At 55.3% G+C, this 20,575-nt stretch carries 16 protein-coding genes; 10 read left to right on the top strand and 6 right to left on the bottom strand.

Annotated elements, in window-relative coordinates; translation table 11 throughout:
* The first annotated feature begins 104 nt into the window (after positions 1 to 104).
* Positions 105 to 824, top strand: coding sequence for a GNAT family N-acetyltransferase (locus tag OGV85_RS22750; protein ID WP_003022005.1), 720 nt, complete (start codon positions 105 to 107; stop codon positions 822 to 824).
* On the opposite strand, the gene entD is transcribed toward OGV85_RS22750, so the two are convergent.
* On the bottom strand, positions 799 to 1,452 hold the full coding sequence (gene entD, locus OGV85_RS22745; protein WP_061548050.1) for an enterobactin synthase subunit EntD: 654 nt from the start codon (positions 1,450 to 1,452) through the stop codon (positions 799 to 801). The two genes, OGV85_RS22750 and entD, sit on opposite strands and share 26 nt — an antisense overlap.
* Positions 1,453 to 1,501: 49 nt before the next feature.
* Entirely contained in the window at positions 1,502 to 3,775 is a 2,274-nt protein-coding gene (locus OGV85_RS22740; RefSeq protein WP_003835658.1) for a TonB-dependent siderophore receptor, read from the bottom strand.
* Between the two features lie 253 nt (positions 3,776 to 4,028).
* Here OGV85_RS22740 and fes point away from each other — a divergent pair, with 253 nt between their 5' ends.
* From fes to wzz(fepE), 4 genes are all read left to right on the top strand, one after another.
* On the top strand, positions 4,029 to 5,246 hold the full coding sequence (gene fes, locus OGV85_RS22735) for an enterochelin esterase (protein WP_061548051.1): 1,218 nt from the start codon (positions 4,029 to 4,031) through the stop codon (positions 5,244 to 5,246).
* Positions 5,247 to 5,276: 30 nt separating this feature from the next.
* Positions 5,277 to 5,495 carry an MbtH family protein gene (locus OGV85_RS22730; protein ID WP_003022015.1) on the top strand — a complete coding sequence of 73 codons (219 nt, stop codon included), beginning with the start codon at positions 5,277 to 5,279 and terminating at the stop codon, positions 5,493 to 5,495.
* Positions 5,492 to 9,382 (top strand): enterobactin non-ribosomal peptide synthetase EntF, encoded by a 3,891-nt coding sequence (entF, locus tag OGV85_RS22725; protein WP_061548052.1) that lies wholly within the window; start codon positions 5,492 to 5,494, stop codon positions 9,380 to 9,382. The genes OGV85_RS22730 and entF overlap by 4 nt, the downstream gene beginning before the upstream one ends.
* Positions 9,383 to 9,610: 228 nt before the next feature.
* Complete coding sequence (wzz(fepE), locus tag OGV85_RS22720; protein WP_061548053.1) at positions 9,611 to 10,744, top strand: LPS O-antigen length regulator Wzz(fepE); 1,134 nt, start codon at positions 9,611 to 9,613, stop codon at positions 10,742 to 10,744.
* A gap of 46 nt (positions 10,745 to 10,790) precedes the next feature.
* Here wzz(fepE) and fepC read toward each other — a convergent pair whose 3' ends face one another.
* From fepC to fepD, 3 genes are read right to left on the bottom strand one after another with little or no spacing between them, the layout of a single operon-like run.
* On the bottom strand, positions 10,791 to 11,588 hold the full coding sequence (fepC, locus tag OGV85_RS22715; RefSeq protein WP_003022023.1) for an iron-enterobactin ABC transporter ATP-binding protein: 798 nt from the start codon (positions 11,586 to 11,588) through the stop codon (positions 10,791 to 10,793).
* Entirely contained in the window at positions 11,585 to 12,577 is a 993-nt protein-coding gene (fepG, locus tag OGV85_RS22710) for an iron-enterobactin ABC transporter permease (RefSeq protein WP_003022026.1), read from the bottom strand. Before fepG ends, fepC begins: the two co-directional genes overlap by 4 nt.
* Entirely contained in the window at positions 12,574 to 13,581 is a 1,008-nt protein-coding gene (gene fepD / locus OGV85_RS22705; RefSeq protein ID WP_003835646.1) for a Fe(3+)-siderophore ABC transporter permease, read from the bottom strand. The genes fepG and fepD overlap by 4 nt, the downstream gene beginning before the upstream one ends.
* A gap of 109 nt (positions 13,582 to 13,690) precedes the next feature.
* Between fepD and entS the strand changes: the two genes are divergently transcribed.
* Positions 13,691 to 14,926 carry an enterobactin transporter EntS gene (entS, locus tag OGV85_RS22700; RefSeq protein ID WP_181522612.1) on the top strand — a complete coding sequence of 412 codons (1,236 nt, stop codon included), beginning with the start codon at positions 13,691 to 13,693 and terminating at the stop codon, positions 14,924 to 14,926.
* Between the two features lie 61 nt (positions 14,927 to 14,987).
* On the opposite strand, the gene fepB is transcribed toward entS, so the two are convergent.
* The gene (gene fepB / locus OGV85_RS22695) at positions 14,988 to 15,944 is read right to left on the bottom strand and encodes a Fe2+-enterobactin ABC transporter substrate-binding protein (protein ID WP_061548055.1); all 957 of its coding nucleotides are present in this window, start codon (positions 15,942 to 15,944) and stop codon (positions 14,988 to 14,990) included.
* A 187-nt stretch (positions 15,945 to 16,131) separates the two neighbouring features.
* Here fepB and entC point away from each other — a divergent pair, with 187 nt between their 5' ends.
* The 4 genes from entC to entA are packed head-to-tail and all read left to right on the top strand — an operon-like array spanning position 16,132 to position 20,575.
* Positions 16,132 to 17,307: an isochorismate synthase EntC gene (entC, locus tag OGV85_RS22690; protein ID WP_003022040.1), complete on the top strand. Its 1,176-nt coding sequence runs from the start codon at positions 16,132 to 16,134 to the stop codon at positions 17,305 to 17,307.
* Between the two features lie 31 nt (positions 17,308 to 17,338).
* Entirely contained in the window at positions 17,339 to 18,949 is a 1,611-nt protein-coding gene (gene entE / locus OGV85_RS22685) for a (2,3-dihydroxybenzoyl)adenylate synthase EntE (RefSeq protein WP_003022042.1), read from the top strand.
* A gap of 13 nt (positions 18,950 to 18,962) precedes the next feature.
* Positions 18,963 to 19,820, top strand: coding sequence for an isochorismatase (locus OGV85_RS22680; RefSeq protein ID WP_003022045.1), 858 nt, complete (start codon positions 18,963 to 18,965; stop codon positions 19,818 to 19,820).
* Positions 19,820 to 20,575 carry a 2,3-dihydro-2,3-dihydroxybenzoate dehydrogenase EntA gene (gene entA / locus OGV85_RS22675; protein WP_003022049.1) on the top strand — a complete coding sequence of 252 codons (756 nt, stop codon included), beginning with the start codon at positions 19,820 to 19,822 and terminating at the stop codon, positions 20,573 to 20,575. The genes OGV85_RS22680 and entA overlap by 1 nt, the downstream gene beginning before the upstream one ends.

Here is a 20,575-nt window from a genome sequence, read left to right as displayed (position 1 = left end):
GGGCGGCTGATTTTCTGTTCGTTGTCAGATATTCCCTGGTGACGCTTTGAAGGTGAAATAGCTGGTGTTATAACTATTTTTTACTTCGCAACAGGGGTTGAATCGTGCCGGAAATAAATCTTTATGGGCAGACCGTCGGCGATGTTGTGCCGGACTGGAATGGCGCTGCCGTACTGCCACGGGAAACGCTTGTCGGTCAATATTGTCGATTGGTTCCTCTGGATGCCGACAGCCATGCCGCCGATCTGTTTGATGCCTACGCGCAGGCACCGGACGATCGCGACTGGACCTGGCTTGCAAGCTCTCGCCCCACAAGCGTTGAGGCTGCAGCTTGTTGGGTTGAGGGGAAATCCACTGATGCCTCTCTGGTTCCCTATGCCGTCATTGATCAGCGTTTCGGACGAGCCGTCGGACTGGTGTGTTTTATGGCGATCGAACGAGAGCACGGTTCGGTCGAAATTGGTCATGTGACCTGGTCACCGCGCATGAAAAATACGGTACTTGGCACCGAAAGCATCTGGCTGCTGCTGCGCCAGGCGTTTGCGTTGGGTTATCGTCGCGTGGAGTGGAAATGCGATTCTCTGAACACCGCTTCTCGACGAGCGGCGGAGCGCCTTGGGTTTATCTTCGAAGGACGCTTTCGCCAGAAGATTGTGCGTAAGGGCCGCAATCGCGACAGCGACTGGTTATCGATGATTGACGGCGAATGGCCCCAGTGTGACGCCGTGTTACAGCGCTGGCTGGCTGCGGAGAACTTTGATGAACACGGGCGGCAACGCCGGTCAATGGCTGACTTTGTTACAAAGTCGCTTCACACAGAGTAATGATGTTTTCATCATGCTGAAACCAGCGAACATTAACTTCCTGCCCGGCGAGGTTTTGCGAAAATGACGGGGTGATTTGCACCGTTAAGTGTGTCGCTGTGAGTGCAACTATTTTGGCGCTGGCAAATCCCGGCAGCTCCGATGCCTGCGCGGAAAATGTTTTATACACGCTCTCTTTGGCGGAAAACGCCAAGGTTAAGGCGAGCGGAAAGGGAACCAAACTGAACTGTAAAAGCCGTTGTTCACAGTTATCGATAATACCGCCAGTCAGCTCAACTGCGGTTTGTGGCGTAAAAATAGCTTCTATATCCAGTCCGACGGGATGCGTCGATACCACCGCCAGCGCAGTTGACGTACTGTGGCTGATGCTGCCAAACAACTTTTGTGGCCACAGCGGTTGTCGCTGCCCGCCGATGCCAGGCACAGTTTTGATACCGTATTCACGTAATGCATGTACTGCGGCAATACGCCCCGCTAAGTGCTCAGCTTTACGCTTACGCCCACAGGATTGAAGCTGAGTATGGTGGGGGAGCCAGAACAGGTCGTGCTCTTGGAAGGTGTCGGGATCGAACTCGACAATGTGCAGCGTGTGGTCTGCGAAAGTGAGCGTTGTGTGCGTTGTGTGCATCGTCGTTATTGTTTCCCTCTCCCCGTAGCGAGGAGAGGGAGAAACGTTATCAGAAGTGCGTGTTAACGCTCATGAACCACGTCCGGCCCGGTTCGTTATAGGTGTGCGCGCCAGCGCCCGCCATATAGTTCCCGGTTACAATATCGCCCGTGGTCTGGGCATTGCCTTCACGCCACAGACGTTTGTCGAAGACGTTATCCACGCCGCCAGTCAGGCTGACATTTTTCGTCACATCCCAGGTCGCGCTCAGGCCGACGATGCTGTACGGGCTGACTTCACTCGCCGAACTACCGGTTACCGGTTTACCCTGGTAATCGTATTTCTTCGGCTGCTGTTTACCGTACCAGGTGAAGGTTGACTGCAGCGATAAATCTTCACGCGCCTGCCAGCTCAGCGTTGAGTTCAGCGTGTATTCAGGAATAATCGACAAGCGCTCGCCGGTCTCTTTATTCTTACTTTGCAGCATGTAGGTAATGTTGTTGGTCCAGTTAACGGTTTCGCTAACCGGTACGTTCAACGTACCTTCCAGACCCTCAACCACTGCTTTAGGAATGTTTTCCCACTGATAGATATCAGTGTAAGTCGTCTTCCCTTTGCTGGTGATAGACGTTCTGTCAAACGGTACCGTACCCGCTTCAATCTTGTTGCGGTAATCGTTACGGAACCAGGTTACCCCGGCCAGCCAGCCGTCACGTTTGAACTCAAGACCAATCTCTTTGTTGATACTGGTTTCGGCCTTCAGGTCATCGTTGCCCATCATGTAGCAACCAATGCCCGTCGCGGAACCGGTGGCGTAGCAACCCTGGCCTTTGCTGTACAGAATGTAGTTCGGGTTGAGCTGGTACAGGCTTGGTGCTTTATAGGCTCGCGCAATCCCCATCTTCAGCGTGAAGTCATCACCCAGACCCTGGGACAGGTTCAGAGATGGGCTCCAGTTGTCGCCAACGATGCTGTGGTGGTCGAAACGCAGACCCGGCGTCAACATAGTGCTGTCGGTCAGTTCCATGTTGTTTTCAGCAAACAGAGAGAAAATCTCTGCGTCTGAGTATGGGCTACGGTTGGTACTGCTCGAACCTGGAATATCACCGCCCATAAAGGTCTGTGAATTGGACAACATGTCCTTCATGCGTTGCTGGTTCCACTCAGTACCGAGCGTCAGATTTTGGTTGACCAGCAGATCTAACGGAATGCTGACTTCACTGTGCAGCATGACGTCACTCAGGTCGGCGTCGAGGTATTTTTGTGACGCATTCGGGTCGAAGATACCCTCAGTACCGCCCGCCAGACCTTCAGGCGTACGGGAGTTACGTGTATGTTCGTACTGCACCCAGTTGCTGGTGGTGACGCCGTTATCCCAGCCGCCATTCCAGGTCAGAGAGTAGTTCTGGCGGTAAAGACGGTTGGTCTCTTTCCCGTAGTTATCTTTCACCAGTTGGTTGGTGTTAGTGTTTTGAGTGTCGCCCGCATACAGGTTACCCTGACGGCTATAACCGGCTTCCAATTCCAGTGACTGGAGTGGGGCGAAATCCCAGCGAACCACACCGTTAATGTCTTTGTTGATCACCCCTTCACGACCGGCTGGTAAGGTATTTGAATATGTGCCGGTACGTTCTGACTGATGACCCTGGTTGATGTCCCATGCGTCGGCCTGGGTTTTATCGAGATTACCGTACAGGCGGAAGCTGAAATCCCCACCCATTGGACCATTCAGGCTAAAGTTGGTGCGCTTGGTCGATCCTTCGTCTTTGTGTTCCGGGGCGTTGAAATAGGTATCCCAGGAACCGTGCCATTCATTGCTGCCTTTTTTGGTGATGATATTCACCACGCCGCCAGCTGCGCCATTGCCATAGCGTGCCGCGGCAGGACCGCGCAGCACTTCAATACGCTCAATCATTTCCGGTGGAACCCAGGCGGTATCGCCGCGGGTATCACGCTCGCCGCGCCAGCCCTGGCGTACGGAGTTACGGCTGGTAACCGGTTTACCGTCGATCAAAATCAGGGTGTTTTCTGGCCCCATGCCGCGAATATCGATCTGGCGGTTGTTGCCGCGCTGACCGCTGGTTGAGTTACCGGTCAGGTTAACGCCAGGCATGGTACGGATGATTTCCGACACATCGCGAGCGGGAGGGTTCTTACGAATTTCATCAGCGGTAATGGTTGAAACGCCCGGCGCCTGTAGGTTCTGCTGGGCGGCGGTAACGACGATGGTGTCTTCATGAGAGACAGCTACGCTATCGGTTTGATCTTCTGCCATTGCTGGCAGGGCTACCCCGTAAATCCCTAAATTGACCAATAAGGCCAGTGAATGAATCTTGTTGTTCATTGTATGTCCTGCTGTTCTTTTAGCCACGAGTACCAATGTGCCTCGGTGCGGCATTTGGTCTGATGTCGCCCGCATCTGCGTAAACTATCCATTCCAGAAAAAGTACGCAGCGCCAGGTCGGTTTATAAGTGGTGAAAAACTGTGCGCGCTTCCCACAGCGCGACAATACGCTATTGCAAATGCAAATAGTTATCAATAATATTATCAATATATTTCACGCTAGATCATAAAATTTCACAATAAACATGGGGTTATGGCGGTGACGACGTTAAAGATGGGAAGCGAGGCGTGGTGGCAGTCAAAAAAAGGCCCGGAGTGGGAGCGTGAAGACAACGGAAATTATCGGGTAACCTTCTGGTGGCGTGACCCGCAGGGAACGGAGAAAGAGTCAGCTATTCATCGCGTGTGGGTCTATATCACTGGCGTCACCGATCATCATCAAAACGCTACCCCTCAGTCGATGCAACGCATTGATGGAACAAATGTTTGGTGCTGGCGTGTTTCTCTCAGCGCCAACTGGCGCGGCAGCTACTGTTTTATCCCGACAACACGAAACGATATCTTTTCCTCGCTGGCGGTGGGCGCAGCGCCTGACCGAAGCGAACTGCGTGAAGGCTGGCGGCAATTGCTGCCGCAGGCCATTGCCGATCCCCTTAATCCGCAGAGCTGGCAGGGCGGTCGCGGTCATGCGGTGTCTGCGCTGGAAATGCCGGAGGCGCCCGTACAGCCCGGATGGGATCGACCTGAAAACCCCGATTCACCCGCAGTTTGTCTGCAATGGCGTAGCGCCAGGCTTGGTAATACGCGTCGCGTATGGGTATTTACCACCGGTGAGGCCCAAGTGGAATCTCGTCCGCTGGCTATCCTGCTGGATGGGCAGTTTTGGGCACAGAGTATGCCGGTCTGGCCTGCGCTAACTTCACTTACGCATCGTGGACACCTTCCTCCTGCCGTTTATCTCCTGATTGATGCCATTGACACGGCTCACCGTAGCCGCGAACTGCCGTGTAACGCGGATTTTTGGTTGGCGGTACAAGAGGAGCTATTACCACTGGTGAAGACGACGACCGCGTTCAGTGACGATCCACAGCGTACTGTGGTCGCCGGACAAAGTTTTGGCGGGTTGTCATCTCTGTATGCCGGGCTGAACTGGCCCGCGCGCTTTGGCTGTGTTCTTAGCCAGTCGGGCTCTTACTGGTGGCCGCATCGTGGTGGTCATCAGGACGGAGCGATCGTCGAGCAACTGAAGACCGGGACCATCAGCGCTCAGGGGTTGCGTATTGTCCTGGAAGCGGGGATCCGCGAGCCCATTATTTATCGCGCTAATCAGGCGTTATATGCCCAGTTACCTTCTGCACCACAGTCTATTTTCTGGCGTCAGGTTGATGGTGGACACGATGCGCTTTGCTGGCGCGGCGGTCTGATGCAAGGGCTAATGACGCTCTGGCAACCGCTTACCGACACGATTTAACCGGACGACGTTCCACGACAGGAGTTGAGTATGGAATTCAGTAACCCCTTCGATAATCCGCAGGGCCAGTTTTACATTCTGCAAAATCCCCAACGTCAGTTTAGCCTTTGGCCGCAGCAGTGTTCACTTCCTGCTGGTTGGCAAATTGCTTGCGAACCCCAATCCCAGGAAGCCTGCCAGCAATGGCTGGATGCAAACTGGACCACGCTGACGCCCGCGAACTATGTCGATATGCAGGAGGCTCCATGACTCAGCGTTTACCGTTAGTGGCGGCTCAGCCGGGGATCTGGATGGCGGAAAAACTCTCCACATTGCCCTCGGCGTGGAGCGTGGCGCACTACGTAGAATTAACCGGCGAACTGGACGCGTTGTTGCTGGCGAAAGCGGTTGTGGCGGGCCTGGAGCAGGCCGATACCTTGCGAATGCAGTTTAGCGAAGATAACGGCGAGGTCTGGCAATGGGTGGATCCTGCGCTCACTTTTGCGCAACCCGAAATCATCGATCTGCGCGAAAAATCCAACCCACATGAGGCGGCGCGTGCGTTGATGCAGGCAGACCTGCAGCAGGACATACGTGCTGACGGCAATAAGCCGCTGGTTTTTCACCAGCTTATACAGGTGGGAGATAAACGTTGGTATTGGTATCAGCGTTACCATCATTTGCTGGTCGATGGCTTCAGCTTCCCGGCCATTACCCGCCAGATAGCCGCAATCTATCGCGCATGGCTACATGGCGAGTCTACGCCAGACTCGCCTTTTACGCCGTTCGCCGAGGTGGTGGAAGAGTATCAACAGTACCGTCAAAGTGATGCCTGGCAACGGGACGGCGCCTTCTGGCGCGAGCAGCGAAAGCAACTCCCACCTCCTGCTTCGCTGTCGAACAATCCGTTGCCGGGACGCTCGGCCAGCGCGGATATTATTCGCATGAAGTTAACCGCGCCTGAAGGAGCGTTTCGCCGACTTGCGGCACGCATGCCTGACGTTCAGCGTGCGGATCTGGCTCTGGCGCTGGTGGCGTTGTGGCTGGGACGTTTATGCAGCCGAATGGATTATGCCGCCGGGTTTATCTTTATGCGGCGCATGGGCTCGGCGGCGTTGACGTCCACTGGACCGGTTTTAAACGTTCTGCCATTTGGTGTGAGGCTGGATGCGGCAGAAAACTTGCCTGCGCTTGCACAACGACTGGCCGGACAGTTGAAGAAAATGCGTCGGCATCAACGTTATGATGCCGAACAAATCGTTCGCGACAGCGGGCGTGCAGCCGGTGCAGAGCCGCTGTTTGGCCCGGTGCTGAACGTGAAAATATTCGACTATCATCTGAATATTCCCGGTGTTCAGGCGCAAACTCATACGCTGGCGACAGGACCGGTGAACGATCTTGAACTGGCGTTGTTCCCGGATGAAAACGGCGGGCTGAGTATTGAAATCCTGGCCAATAAACAGCGCTACGATGCAGAAACGCTGGCGCAGCATGCCTCGCGTTTAATCGGGCTTATCGAGCAGTTTGCTGACAATCCGTCGCTATGCTGCGGCGACGCCGGGATGCTGTTGCCTACAGAACATGAGCGGCTGGCGAAGATTAACGACACGACCGTGGAGATCCCGTTCACTACGCTTAGCGCACTGGTGACACAGCAGGCCGATAAAACGCCGGATGCCCCGGCGCTGGCCGATGCCCGTTATCAGTTTAGCTATCGCGAAATGCGCCAGCAGGTCGTGGCGCTGGCGAGCCTTCTGCGCGAACGCGGCGTCCGTCCTGGCGACAGCGTAGCTGTGGCATTACCGCGTTCTGTGTTCCTGACGCTGGCGCTGCACGGTATTGTGGAAGCCGGAGCTGCCTGGCTGCCGTTGGATACCGGATACCCGGACGATCGCCTGCGGATGATGCTCGAAGACGCGAAGCCAAAATTGTTGATAGCGACTGAAGAGCAACTGGCGCGTTTTAGCGATATCCCAGGGCTGGAAAGTCTCTGCTATGACTCGCCGCTGCCAGCAGAAGATGCTGCTCCGTTGGTGCTATCTCAACCCAATCATACGGCCTATATCATTTTTACTTCCGGTTCTACCGGTAGACCAAAAGGGGTGATGGTTGGGCAAACCGCCATCGTTAACCGTCTGCTGTGGATGCAAAATCACTATCCGCTGACCGCAGATGATGTGGTGGCGCAAAAAACGCCATGCAGTTTTGACGTCTCGGTATGGGAGTTTTTCTGGCCGTTTATTGCCGGGGCAAAACTGGTCATGGCAGAACCTGAAGCGCACCGCGATCCGCTGGCGATGCAACAGTTCTTTGCCCGTTATGGGGTGACGACCACGCACTTTGTCCCCTCTATGTTGGCCGCTTTTGTCGCTTCACTGACGCCGGAAACCGCGCGGGAGAGTTGTACCTCTCTGAAACGGGTATTTTGCAGCGGCGAAGCCTTGCCAGCCGATTTATGCCGTGAGTGGGAGCAGTTGACTCATGCGCCACTGCACAATTTGTACGGACCAACGGAAGCTGCGGTCGATGTGAGCTGGTATCCGGCCTGGGGAGAAGATCTCGCTGCCGTAACCGGCAACAGCGTACCGATTGGCTATCCGGTATGGAATACCGGTTTACGCATTCTGGATGCCATGATGCGCCCGGTGCCTTTCGGCGTAGCGGGTGACCTGTATCTGACGGGGATCCAACTGGCGCAAGGCTATCTGGGGCGTCCGGATCTGACGGCGAGCCGCTTTATCGCCGATCCGTTTAACGTCGGTGAACGTATGTACCGTACCGGAGATGTGGCGCGCTGGCTGGAAAATGGCGCGGTGGAATACCTCGGGCGCAGCGATGACCAGCTTAAAATTCGTGGACAGCGCATTGAGCTCGGCGAGATTGACCGGGTGATGCAGCAGTTGCCTGATGTCGAGCATGCCGTTGCCCATGCCTGCGTATTCAACCAGGCTGCGGCGACAGGCGGCGATGCGCGTCAACTTGTGGGGTATCTGGTGTCGCAATCGGGTTTGCCGCTGGATACGGCTGTGTTGCGGGAACGTCTGCGCGAAAAACTGCCTGCGCACATGGTACCGACGGTATTGTTACAACTGGCGGAGTTGCCGCTTAGCGCGAACGGTAAACTGGATCGTAAAGCGCTACCGATGCCGCAGTTGACGTCGCGTGTTTCCGGGCGCGCACCGCGAGCAGGGACTGAGACCACCATCGCGCAGTCTTTTGCGGCCTTGCTGGATTGTGAGGTGAATGATGTAGAGGCTGATTTCTTTGCGCTTGGTGGGCATTCGCTGCTGGCGATGAAGCTGGCAGCGCAGTTGAGCCGCATTTTTGAGCGTCAGGTGACGCCCGGGCAGATTATGGTGGCTTCCACCGTGGAACAACTGAGCGCATTGCTGGAGAGCAATGATGATGAACAGTCGCAGCGTCTGGGATTCGAGACGCTATTGCCACTGCGTGAAAGTCACGGCCCAACGTTGTTCTGCTTCCATCCGGCGTCGGGTTTTGCCTGGCAGTTTAGCGTGCTGTCGCGTTATCTCAGCCCTCAGTGGTCGATTATGGGTATTCAGTCGCCACGACCGGATGGCCCGATGCAAACGGCGGAAAATCTCGACTCGGTATGCGAACATCACCTGGCAACGCTGCTCAGTCAACAACCTCACGGACCTTACTATTTATTAGGTTATTCGCTGGGTGGCACGCTGGCACAGGGGATCGCCGCGCGCTTACATGCCAGAGGAGAGTCGGTTGCATTCCTCGGTCTGTTGGATACCTGGCCGCCAGAGACGCAAAACTGGCAAGAAAAAGAGGCCAATGGGCTGGATCCAGCGGTGCTGGCGGAGATCGAGCGTGAACGCGAAGCCTTTCTGGCGGCGCAGCAGGGGAATGCGTCAGAGGCCTTATTTAACGCGATCGAAGGCAACTACGCCGATGCGGTTCGCCTGCTCACCACGGCGCACAGCGTGCCGTTTGCAGGTCACGCCACGCTGTTCGTTGCTGAGCGTACCTTAGTGCCGGGTGTCAGCCCTGAACGTAGCTGGGCCCCGTGGATATCCAGTCTGGATGTTTACCGCCACGACTGCGCGCATGTTGATATTATTTCCCCCACCGCGTTTGAGGCGATAGGACCTGTAATAAATACGCTGATTAATAAATCTGTGTAACAAGACGAATATTGCAATCGCGGTGATCGAACAGCTCTACAATGTAAAGAATATGTTGTGGAGTTGTTGTTTTTGTGCGGTGCAAGGTGATGAAAGGGGTGAATAAATTCCGAATATAATTTTTGGTAGGGCGACAAGCGCAAAGAGTGTTTCGGATAATTCTGACTAGCTGGTAGACTTCTCCCACAGGAATGTTTTTCTTTTAGGAAAGTTTTCAGGTCACGCAACATGTCATCATTAAATATTAAGCAAGATAACGTTTCGGAATTTACTGGCTATCCTCAGCCAGCGGCAAACGCAAATGAAATCGATTTAGTGAACCTAATCGAAATCTTATGGCGAGCAAGAACGAAAATTATAGCGACCGTTTTCGCCTTTGCTTGTGCGGGTATTCTGGTATCTTTCCTGCTTCCGCAAAAATGGACCAGTCAGGCAATCGTGACCCCCGCAGAACCGGTTCAGTGGCAGAGTCTCGAGAATATGTTGACCAAATTGCGCGTGCTGGATATGGATATTAGCGTTAGCCGTGGTGATGTGTTTAACCTGTTTATCAAAAAATTCCAGTCGCCTTCATTGTTAGAAGAGTATCTGCGCTCTTCACCTTACGTGATGGATCAATTGAAAGGCGCTGATATCGACGAAATGGAGTTGCATCAGGCAATTGTCAGGCTTAGTGAGAAAATGAAAGCGGTTGATACTAACCTGGGTAAGAAGAACGAAACTTCGCTGTATACCGCATGGACGCTGAGTTTTACCGCACCTCAGGCCGAAGAAGCTCAGTCTGTGCTGAAGGGATATATCCAGTATATTTCTGATATTGTAGTGAAAGAAACGCTGGAAGATATTCGCAATAAACTGTCCATCAAAACCAGCTTCGAGAAAGAAAGGCTGGAGATGGATCGCGTCAGGCTCAAGAATCAACTGGAAGCAAATATCCAACGACTGAACTACTCGCTGGAGATTGCCAATGCCGCCGGGATTAAAAAGCCGGTCTACAGTAATGGTCAGGCGGTGAAGGATGACCCCGATTTCTCTATTTCACTGGGTGCTGACGGCATCGAACGTAAATTAGAAATAGAAAAATCAGTAACGGATGTTGCTGAAATTAACGGTGAATTACGTAATCGGCAGTATCACGTTGAGCAACTGTTAGCGATGAATGTGAGCGACGTAAAATTCGCACCGTTTAAATATCAACTTACGCCTTCGCTGCCGGTGAAAAAAGATGGCCCGGCTAAGTCAATGATCGTTATTCTGGCCGCATTACTGGGTGGAATGGTGGCGTGTGGTGGCGTTCTGCTGAACTATGCCATGGTGTCGCGTAAGCAAAAAATGACGTTTATTGATCAGCAACTGGTGTGATGAATTATCGTATGGCGGCAAGCCAGCCGCCTTACGATAACGCGTGTTATTTGCTGCGTCCAAGCGGCACTACTAACGGCGTTCCGGCAACTGGATCGTCGATAATCATACAGCGCAGTCCATAGATTTTTTCAATAAGCTGCGCGGTGACGATCTCCTTCGGTGCACCCTCGGCAATAATTTTTCCATCTCGCAGCGCAATCAGATGCGTCGCATAGCGACAGGCCTGATTCAGGTCGTGCAAAACGGCGGCCAGCGTGTAGCCTTTTTCCCGGTTTAACTCACTCAGCAGTTCCAGCAGATCGATCTGATGACTGATATCCAGCCAGGTGGTGGGTTCATCAAGCAGCATAATCGACGTTTCCTGCGCCAGCACCATCGCAATCCATGCGCGTTGACGTTGTCCGCCGGAAAGGGTATCCACACTTTGTGATGCCAGGTGGGTGATACCCGTCGCCTGCATGGCGTTTGAGACCGCAATTTCATCCTCTTGCCGCCAGCGGGTAAACAGTGGCTGGTGCGGATAGCGCCCGCGGGCAACCAGCTCCTGTACCGTAATATCTCCCGGCGTGGTGGCGTTTTGCGCCAGCAAACCTATTCTTCGGGCGACTTCCTTGCTGGCATAGTGTTGAATATGTTCGCCGTCGAGCCAGACCTTGCCGTTCGCGGGCGTCATCAGGCGACTAAGCGTGCGCAGCAATGTCGATTTCCCGCAGCCATTTGGCCCGATAATCGCGGTGAAGTGACCGTCGGGAATCGACACATTGAGGTTTTCCGCCACGGTAAACTTGCCATAACCCAGCGTTAACTGGTCGCCACGCAAACGGGCTACTGATTCGGTCATTTTTTGCGGGACTCCTGAATTAACAAGACGATAAGATAAATACCGCCGAGGCTTACGGTGACAACGCCCACCGGAAGCTGATAAGGCATAAACAGCTGTTGGGCGCATAAATCCGCCATCAGCAGCAGCAACGCGCCGCACAGCGCTGACAGGGTTAATCCCCAGCGCGATGTGCCGCTTATACGTCGTGCGATATGCGGCGCGACAAGGGCAATAAACGAGATAGGACCCGCCAGCGCGGTGGCGGCAGCGGTCAGTACAACCGCAACCAGCATCATCATCAGACGCGAGCGCTCAACGCTGACACCAAGCGCACAGGCGCTGTCATCACCCATTTCCAGTAAGCGCATCCGGCGTACCAGCAATGTGGCGCATACCAGCATGATGATAATCAGCGGGGCAGACGGCCAGGTTTTGGCCCAGGTCAGGCCATTGAGCGATCCAGCGTTCCACAGTCCGGCCGTTAGCGCGGTTTCTAATGATGCTTTCAGCAGTAGCCAGGTGTTGAACGCCACCAGCATGGCGCGTATGCCGATACCAATAATAATTAGCCGGAAGGTGTCGATCCCATTGCGCCAGGCGAGCGCCCAGACCACCAGAGAAGTCAGGATCCCACCGAGCATGGCCGCCAGCGCGATCGCGGTAAGATGCTGTCCGAACAGCACCATTGCCACCAGCACACCGCTCCAGGCACCGGTATTAAAGCCCATCACATCCGGGCTACCCAGCGGGTTACGCATCAGCGACTGGAATATTGCGCCGCTCACGCCGAGCGCTGCGCCAATCAATAGCGCCATGAGCACGCGTGGCAAACGCCATTCGGTCACCACCAGGGTAATACTGCGCGGCGCATCGCCGAGCAGGGCGGCAATAATTTGCTGGGTTTCCAGCGTAACAACGCCGCTACGCAGGCTCCATAAACCAATGACGAGACAACCTGCAACCAGCAGCAGGCTGCTGATTATCAGGCGGCGGGAGAGGTGCATCATGCGCCACCCCCGCGCGATTTACGGCGTACCAGAAAGATAAGCACCGGCGCTCCGATGAAAGCGCTGACCACCGACACGCGCAGCTCGCCGGGAACAATCAGGCGACCGATGATATCGGCAATCAGTAACAGAGAAGGGGTTGCCAGCAGGGTGACGGGCAGTGACCAGCGGTGATCCGCCCCCACCAGCCAGCGCGCCATGTGAGGTATCATCAGGCCGATAAAGGCGATTGGACCGACAATCGCGGTCGCGCTGCCGCACAGTACGGTAATAACCAGCAGGCCAATAAACTGTGTGCGAGCGACTTTACTACCAAGCGCGGTAGCTGTGTCGCTCCCGAGGCTCAGGCTATTCAGGGCGCGACTGAGGAACAGTGCGACAGCCGCGGCAATCAGTACTGGTACCAATACCACCTTCAGCGTTTGCAGGCTGCGGATATCCAGTGAGCCAGCTTGCCAGAAACGCAACTGATCGTAAACGTCCGGGTTGAGCAGTGCGATGCCGGTGGATAATCCTTCCAGCACCGCGCCCAGGGCAACGCCCGCCAGCGTCAGACGTACCGGGCTTAACTGCCCACCGCCCTGACTACCGGTAAAAGCTACGATCAGCGACGCAGCCAGAGCACCGCAAAAGGCCATCAGCAGTTGCTCTTGCGCAGAGGAAAAGCCGAACAGCGCGGCGCCCAGCACAATAGCGAAGCTGGCACCGGAGTTGACACCCAGAATGCCGGGATCGGCGAGAGGGTTACGCGTGAGCGTTTGCATTAATGCGCCAGCCAGGCCCAGCGCACCACCGGCGAGCAGCCCCGCCAGCGTGCGTGGGAGTCGCGCGTCAAGCACGATGGTGCAATCAGCGCTTTGACAACTGCCGGTGAGCGCATCCAGCACCACGGAGGCAGGTAGCGACTTGGCGCCAATAACCAGACTTAATACCGTGGTCAGAACAAGTAATAACAATAGTCCGGGCACGGCGAAGGCGCGTGTCGCGGAAACAGAGCATGACATATCAACTTCCCTGATAATGATAGTAATTATCGTTATCGATCTTATTTGGATATGTTAGCATGTGCAGCCATCGAATGGATATTGAAAAAGTACCTGGTAAGGCTCTGTAATGAATCGACAATCATGGCTGCTCAATCTCAGCCTGTTAAAGACCCACCCTGCATTTCGTGCAGTCTTCCTCGCCCGTTTTATTTCCATTGTCTCTCTGGGGCTACTCGGCGTAGCGGTTCCGGTACAAATCCAGATAATGACCCAGTCGACCTGGCAGGTCGGTTTGTCGGTGACGCTGACCGGCAGTGCAATGTTTATTGGTCTGATGGTGGGCGGTGTGCTGGCCGACCGCTATGAGCGTAAAAAAGTGATCCTGCTGGCGCGTGGTACCTGTGGCATTGGCTTTATTGGCCTGTGTTTGAATGCGTTACTTCCCGAACCGTCGTTACTGGCAATTTATCTGCTTGGCTTATGGGACGGTTTCTTTGCTTCGCTGGGTGTGACTGCTTTGCTGGCAGCGACGCCAGCGCTGGTCGGGCGGGAGAATCTGATGCAGGCCGGGGCGATTACCATGCTGACGGTGCGTCTGGGATCGGTAATTTCGCCGATGCTTGGCGGGGTGTTGCTCGCGACCGGCGGTGTGGCCTGGAACTACGGACTGGCGGCGGCGGGGACCTTCATTACCTTACTACCGTTGCTGAGTCTTCCCGCGTTGCCGCCTCCGCCGCAGCCGCGTGAGCATCCGCTGAAATCGCTGCTGGCAGCATTCCGCTTTCTGCTTGCCAGCCCGCTGATTGGCGGTATTGCACTGCTCGGTGGTCTGTTAACCATGGCGAGCGCCGTCCGCGTGCTGTATCCGGCGTTGGCGATTAACTGGCACATGTCGAGTGCGCAAATTGGCCTGCTGTATGCGGCTATTCCGCTGGGGGCAGCCGTGGGTGCATTGACCAGCGGACAACTGGCGCACAGTCTTCGTCCGGGACTGATCATGCTGGCATCGACCGTGGCTTCATTTCTGGCTATCGGTCTGTTTGGCTTGATGCCCGTTTGGCAGCTTGGGGTTATTTGCCTGGCGCTGTTTGGCTGGCTAAGTGCGGTCAGTTCGTTGTTGCAGTACACCCTGTTACAGACGCAGACGCCGGAAGCGATGCTCGGGCGAATTAATGGTTTGTGGACCGCACAGAACGTCACCGGCGATGCGATTGGCGCGGCGTTGTTAGGTGGTCTGGGCGCGATGATGACGCCAGTTGCTTCGGCAAGCGTGAGTGGGTTTGGGCTGGTGATTGTCGGTCTTTTACTGCTGCTGTTGTTGGGAGAAGTGCGCCGATTCCGGCAAGTCCCCGTGAATGTCTGATCGCGTTGTGCTCTACGGATTGTAGGCCGGATAAGGCGTTAGCCGCATCCGGCGCTGGCAATTAAAACAGAGCCGACAGACGTTGCAGCAGCAGCATTGCGCTGTAGTAGTCGAGACGGAAGGTTTCCGTACCCAGGGCGTAAACACGTTTATTTTGCACGGCTGGCAGATGCGCCAGAAGCGGATTAGCGTAAATAGCATCGGCATCTTTGCTGTCGCCAGCAAACAGGAACAGCGCTTCGCCGTTCAGGCCTGCCGCCAGGTTCTCACCGCCAAGCTGGATGATATCGTGGCGTTTGCCCTGACTCTGGCTGGTATGCAAGTTGGCAGGCAGCGTTGCCAGCGTGAACCCTAACTGCTCCATCAGCTTGCCTTGCGCTGACTCAGGCGTCCACAGGTTGGCGCTGTGCGCCGCGGCGGTATATACCAGCGCGCTGACCGGCTGTGGTGGCAGAGTAATACGTTGCTTAACTGCCTGTAGTTGCTTATCAAACTCGGCAATACGCGCAGCAGCCTGTTGCTCCTGACCGGTAATTTCACCTAACTGGGTCAGCAGTGACTGCCAGCTTTTATCGTCGTAATTAATGATGAGCGTTGGCGCAATGGTGGACAGCTGATCGTACAGCGCGAGGGCAGAATCGCCCCCGGTGGCGCTTATCAGAATCAGATCCGGCATTTGCGCCGCAACGGCCTCCGCGCTCGGTTCGCCGATATACAGGCGGCTCAGTTTGCGTTCTTTTGCCACTTCGCTCCACTGGCGTAAAAAGCCCTGCGCATCGCCGATGCGATTGTTCGGCGTAGTGGCACCGCTGGCGATGACCGGGGCATCAATCGCCAGCAGCGAACCGGTGAGGGTCACGCTGGTGGAGACAATTCGCTGCGGTTTATGTTCCAGCGTATGCGTGCCGCGGCTGTCAGTAACCTGACGCGGCCAGTCGGCGGCGTGACCTGAAGAAATTCCTGAAAGAGATAAACCTGCCAGTAAGAGCACGGTGCGGCAAAAAGAGGGGAGACTCACGAATCGGCTTCCTGTTATCAATATAAGTAATGCTTCTCATTTTCATTGTTAGTGAGCAAGGATGCAAGCCAAAGTCGCACATTGTGCTACCACAAGAGTTGACATACCGCCGCTTTACTTTTAGGTTAGCGACCGAAAATATAAATGATAATCATTATTAGAGCCTTTATCATTTTTGGAGGATGATATGGATACGTCACTGGCCGAGGAAAAAACGCAGACTATGCCGACGCTCGCTCCCGACAGTTTTTTCTTTATGTCGCCGTACCGTAGTTTTACGACGTCAGGATGCTTCGCCCGCTATGCGGAACCGGCAATTGATGGCGATTCGCCAGACAGCCCTTTCCAACAAAAAATGAACGCACTGTTTGCTGATGCCAAATCGCAGGGTATCGCGAACCCTGTCATGGTCGGGGCGATCCCTTTTGACACCCGCCAGCCATCATCGCTGTTTATTCCCCAATCGTGGCAGAGCTTTTCTCGTACGGAGAAGCAGCAATCATCACGTTACTTTACCGCGCATCAGTCGCTGAACGTCGTGGAACGTAAATCGATCCCGGAACAGGACTTTTTTGAAGATATGGTCGCCCGGGCGGCTGCGCTGACGTCTACTCCGGAAGTCGACAAAGTGGTGTTGTCACGCCTGATCGATATCACCACCGATGCCAACATTGACAGTGGTGCGCTGCTGGAGCGTCTGGTGGCGCAAAATCCAGCGAGCTACAACTTCCATGTGCCGATTGAAGACGGCGGCGTATTGATTGGTGCCAGCCCGGAATTGCTTCTGCGCAAAGAAGGCGAGCGTTTCAGTTCTCTGCCGCTGGCGGGCTCTGCACGTCGTCAGCCTGATGATGTGCTGGATCGCGAAGCAGGGATCCGCCTGCTGGCATCTGAGAAGGACCGCCATGAGCACGAACTGGTGACGCAAGCGATGAAAACGGTATTGCGCGATCGCAGCCGTGAACTGCAACTGCCTTCTTCTCCGCAGCTGGTTACTACGCCGACGCTCTGGCACCTCGGCACGCCGTTTGAAGGTAAAGCCAACGCGCAGGAAAACGCCCTGACGCTGGCGTGCCTGTTGCACCCGACGCCTGCGCTGAGTGGCTTCCCACATCAGGTTGCGCGCAAGCTTATCGCCGAGCTGGAGCCGTTCGATCGCGAACTGTTCGGCGGTATTGTCGGCTGGTGTGATGCCGAAGGTAACGGTGAGTGGGTGGTGACGATCCGCTGTGCGAAGCTGTTGCGCAATCAGGTGCGTTTCTTTGCCGGAGCAGGAATTGTTCCAGCCTCTTCCCCGGTTGCGGAATGGCGTGAAACGGGGGCCAAGCTCTCCACGATGTTGAATGTTTTTGGACTGCATTAAGAGCCTTGTGGACTGGTTTTAAGGAGCAATAATGAGTATTCCATTCACCCGCTGGCCGGAAGAGTTTGCCCGCAGGTATCGTGAAAAAGGTTACTGGCAGGATTTGCCGCTGACCGACATTCTGACCCGTCACGCCGACAGCGACCATACGGCGGTTATTGATGGTGAACGCCATCTGAGCTATCGCCAGCTGAATCATGCCGCTGACAATCTAGCCTGCAGTTTGCGTCGCCAAGGGATTAAACCCGGTGAAACCGCGCTGGTACAACTGGGCAATGTGGCTGAGCTATATATCACCTTCTTTGCGTTACTCAAGCTGGGCGTAGCTCCGGTGCTGGCCCTGTTCAGCCATCAGCGTAACGAACTCAACGCCTATGCCAAACAGATTGAACCGGCGCTGCTGATTGCCGATCGCCAGCATACGCTGTTTAGCGGGGACGATTTTCTAAACGCTTTTGTGGCCGAACACAATTCAGTGCGCGTGGTGCAACTGCACAACGACGAAGGTGAACACAATCTGCAAACGGCGATAAGCCAACCTGCGACTGATTTTACTGCTACACCATCGCCCGCTGATGAGGTGGCGTACTTCCAGCTTTCCGGCGGGACGACCGGGACGCCAAAGCTGATTCCTCGCACTCATAACGATTACTACTACAGCGTGCGTCGCAGCAATGAGATTTGCCGCTTCACCGGGGAAACGCGTTATTTATGCGCAATCCCGGCGGCGCATAACTACGCCATGAGTTCGCCAGGCGCGCTGGGCGTGTTCCTTGCGGGTGGAACCGTCGTGCTGGCGGCCGACCCGAGCGCTACCCTGTGTTTCCCGCTGATTGAACAGCATCAGGTTAACGTCACTGCGCTGGTGCCACCTGCGGTGAGCCTGTGGTTGCAGGCGATTGCGGAGTGGGGCAGTAATGCGCAATTGGCTTCGCTGAAACTGCTACAGGTCGGTGGAGCGAGACTTTCCGCCACGCTTGCGGCGCGTATTCCGGCTGAGATTGGCTGCCAGTTGCAGCAGGTCTTCGGCATGGCTGAAGGGCTGGTGAACTACACCCGTCTGGACGACAGTCCTGAGCGCATCATCAATACCCAGGGTCGCCCGATGTGTCCTGATGATGAAGTCTGGGTAGCAGACGCTGACGGCAACCCCTTAGCCCAGGGAGAGACCGGACGCCTGATGACACGTGGTCCGTACACCTTCCGTGGTTATTTCAAAAGCCCTGAGCATAATGCCAGCGCCTTTGACGCCAACGGCTTTTACTGTTCCGGCGATCTGATCGCTATCGACCCGGATGGCTACATCACCGTTCAGGGACGCGAAAAGGATCAGATCAACCGCGGCGGGGAGAAGATCGCTGCTGAAGAGATTGAAAACCTGCTGCTGCGCCATCCAATGGTTATCCATGCAGCGCTGGTCAGTATGGATGACGAACTGATGGGCGAGAAAAGCTGTGCCTGGCTAGTGGTAAAAGAGCCGCTGCGCGCGGTTCAGGTGCGCCGTTTTCTGCGCGAACAGGGTGTGGCGGAATTCAAATTACCCGATCGTGTTGAGTGCGTTGAGTCATTACCGCTGACTCCAGTGGGGAAGGTAGATAAAAAACAATTACGTCAGTGGCTGGCATCACGTTCACTGGCCTGAAGGAGAAATAGAAATGGCAATTCCTAAACTGCAGGCTTATGCGCTACCAACGGCGCTCGATGTTCCGGTGAACAAAGTCGACTGGGCATTTGACCCTGAACGCGCCGCGCTGCTGATCCACGACATGCAGGATTATTTTATCGGCTTTTGGGGCGATAACTGTCCGATGATGGAGCAGGTCGTCGCGAACATCGCCGCTCTGCGCCAGTACTGCAAAGAGCATAATATTCCGGTTTATTACACCGCTCAACCGAAAGAGCAGAGTGATGAAGACCGCGCTCTGCTCAATGATATGTGGGGACCGGGCCTGACGCGTTCGCCGGAACAACAAAAGATCGTTGAGGCGCTGGCGCCGGATGAAGCGGATACCATTCTGGTGAAATGGCGTTATAGCGCATTTCATCGCTCCCCGCTTGAACAGATGCTCAAGGAAACCGGGCGTAATCAACTGATCATCACCGGGGTGTATGCGCATATTGGCTGTATGACCACCGCAACGGACGCTTTCATGCGTGACATCAAGCCGTTTATGGTTGCCGATGCGCTGGCGGACTTTAGCCGTGATGAACACTTGATGTCGCTGAAATACGTGGCGGGACGTTCCGGGCGTGTGGTTATGACCCAGGAATTATTACCGACGCCGGTTCCGGCCAGTAAAGATGCGTTGCGCAGCGTTATTCTGCCGCTGCTGGATGAGTCCGAAGAGCCGATGGATGACGAAAACCTGATCGACTATGGGCTGGATTCCGTGCGCATGATGGCGCTGGCGGCGCGCTGGCGTAAGGTTCATGGTGACATTGATTTCGTGATGCTGGCGAAAAAACCGACCATTGACGCATGGTGGGCTCTGCTCTCCCGCGAGGTGAAGTAATGGCCGGATTTGATTTTGCCGGGAAAACCGTCTGGGTAACCGGGGCGGGAAAAGGGATTGGCTACACCACGGCGCTGGCGTTTGCGAATGCAGGTGCTGAGGTGACTGGATTCGATCGCGAATTTCCTCAGGATAACTACCCGTTTACGACCGAAGTGCTGGATGTGGCGAATGCCGGACAGGTAGCTGAGGTGTGCCAGCGCGTCCTCAAAGCGCGCGAGCGTTTGGATGTGTTGGTCAATGCCGCAGGTATTTTGCGTATGGGTGCCACCGATGCGCTAAGCGCTGAGGAGTGGCAGCAGACGTTTGCGGTTAACGTTGGCGGGGCGTTCAATCTGTTTCAGCAGACGATGGCGCAGTTTCGTCGCCAGCAGGGCGGGGCGATCGTGACCGTCGCGTCGGATGCGGCGCACACGCCGCGTATCGGCATGAGTGCTTACGGTGCCTCAAAGGCCGCGTTGAAAAGCCTGGCGCTGACCGTCGGACTTGAACTGGCAGGCAGCGGTGTGCGTTGTAACGTGGTTTCTCCGGGTTCGACCGATACCGACATGCAGCGTACGCTGTGGGTCAGCGATGACGCGGAGCAACAGCGCATTCGTGGATTTGGCGAGCAGTTTAAGCTTGGGATTCCGCTGGGGAAAATCGCCCGGCCGCAAGAGATCACCAACACTATTTTATTCCTCGCTTCCGATCTGGCCAGCCACATTACATTACAGGATATCGTGGTGGACGGCGGTTCCACGCTGGGGGCATGA

This window comes from Citrobacter sp. Cf132 (assembly GCF_030333885.1).
Lineage (GTDB): Bacteria > Pseudomonadota > Gammaproteobacteria > Enterobacterales > Enterobacteriaceae > Citrobacter > Citrobacter freundii.
Note: the sequence above shows the minus strand (reverse complement) of the source record. Positions and strands in the feature narration are given on the sequence as shown.

What these genes read in the sequence shown, in the direction of transcription:
- fes (WP_061548051.1), top strand. Translation starts at nt 4,029, where the DNA reads ATGGCGGTGACGACGTTAAAGATGGGAAGCGAGGCGTGGTGGCAGTCA.
- OGV85_RS22740 (WP_003835658.1), bottom strand. Translation starts at nt 3,775, where the DNA reads ATGAACAACAAGATTCATTCACTGGCCTTATTGGTCAATTTAGGGATT.
- entS (WP_181522612.1), top strand. Translation starts at nt 13,691, where the DNA reads ATGAATCGACAATCATGGCTGCTCAATCTCAGCCTGTTAAAGACCCAC.
- entD (WP_061548050.1), bottom strand. Translation starts at nt 1,452, where the DNA reads ATGCACACAACGCACACAACGCTCACTTTCGCAGACCACACGCTGCAC.
- fepC (WP_003022023.1), bottom strand. Translation starts at nt 11,588, where the DNA reads ATGACCGAATCAGTAGCCCGTTTGCGTGGCGACCAGTTAACGCTGGGT.
- entC (WP_003022040.1), top strand. Translation starts at nt 16,132, where the DNA reads ATGGATACGTCACTGGCCGAGGAAAAAACGCAGACTATGCCGACGCTC.
- entE (WP_003022042.1), top strand. Translation starts at nt 17,339, where the DNA reads ATGAGTATTCCATTCACCCGCTGGCCGGAAGAGTTTGCCCGCAGGTAT.
- OGV85_RS22730 (WP_003022015.1), top strand. Translation starts at nt 5,277, where the DNA reads ATGGAATTCAGTAACCCCTTCGATAATCCGCAGGGCCAGTTTTACATT.
- entA (WP_003022049.1), top strand. Translation starts at nt 19,820, where the DNA reads ATGGCCGGATTTGATTTTGCCGGGAAAACCGTCTGGGTAACCGGGGCG.
- OGV85_RS22680 (WP_003022045.1), top strand. Translation starts at nt 18,963, where the DNA reads ATGGCAATTCCTAAACTGCAGGCTTATGCGCTACCAACGGCGCTCGAT.
- fepG (WP_003022026.1), bottom strand. Translation starts at nt 12,577, where the DNA reads ATGATGCACCTCTCCCGCCGCCTGATAATCAGCAGCCTGCTGCTGGTT.
- entF (WP_061548052.1), top strand. Translation starts at nt 5,492, where the DNA reads ATGACTCAGCGTTTACCGTTAGTGGCGGCTCAGCCGGGGATCTGGATG.
- fepD (WP_003835646.1), bottom strand. Translation starts at nt 13,581, where the DNA reads ATGTCATGCTCTGTTTCCGCGACACGCGCCTTCGCCGTGCCCGGACTA.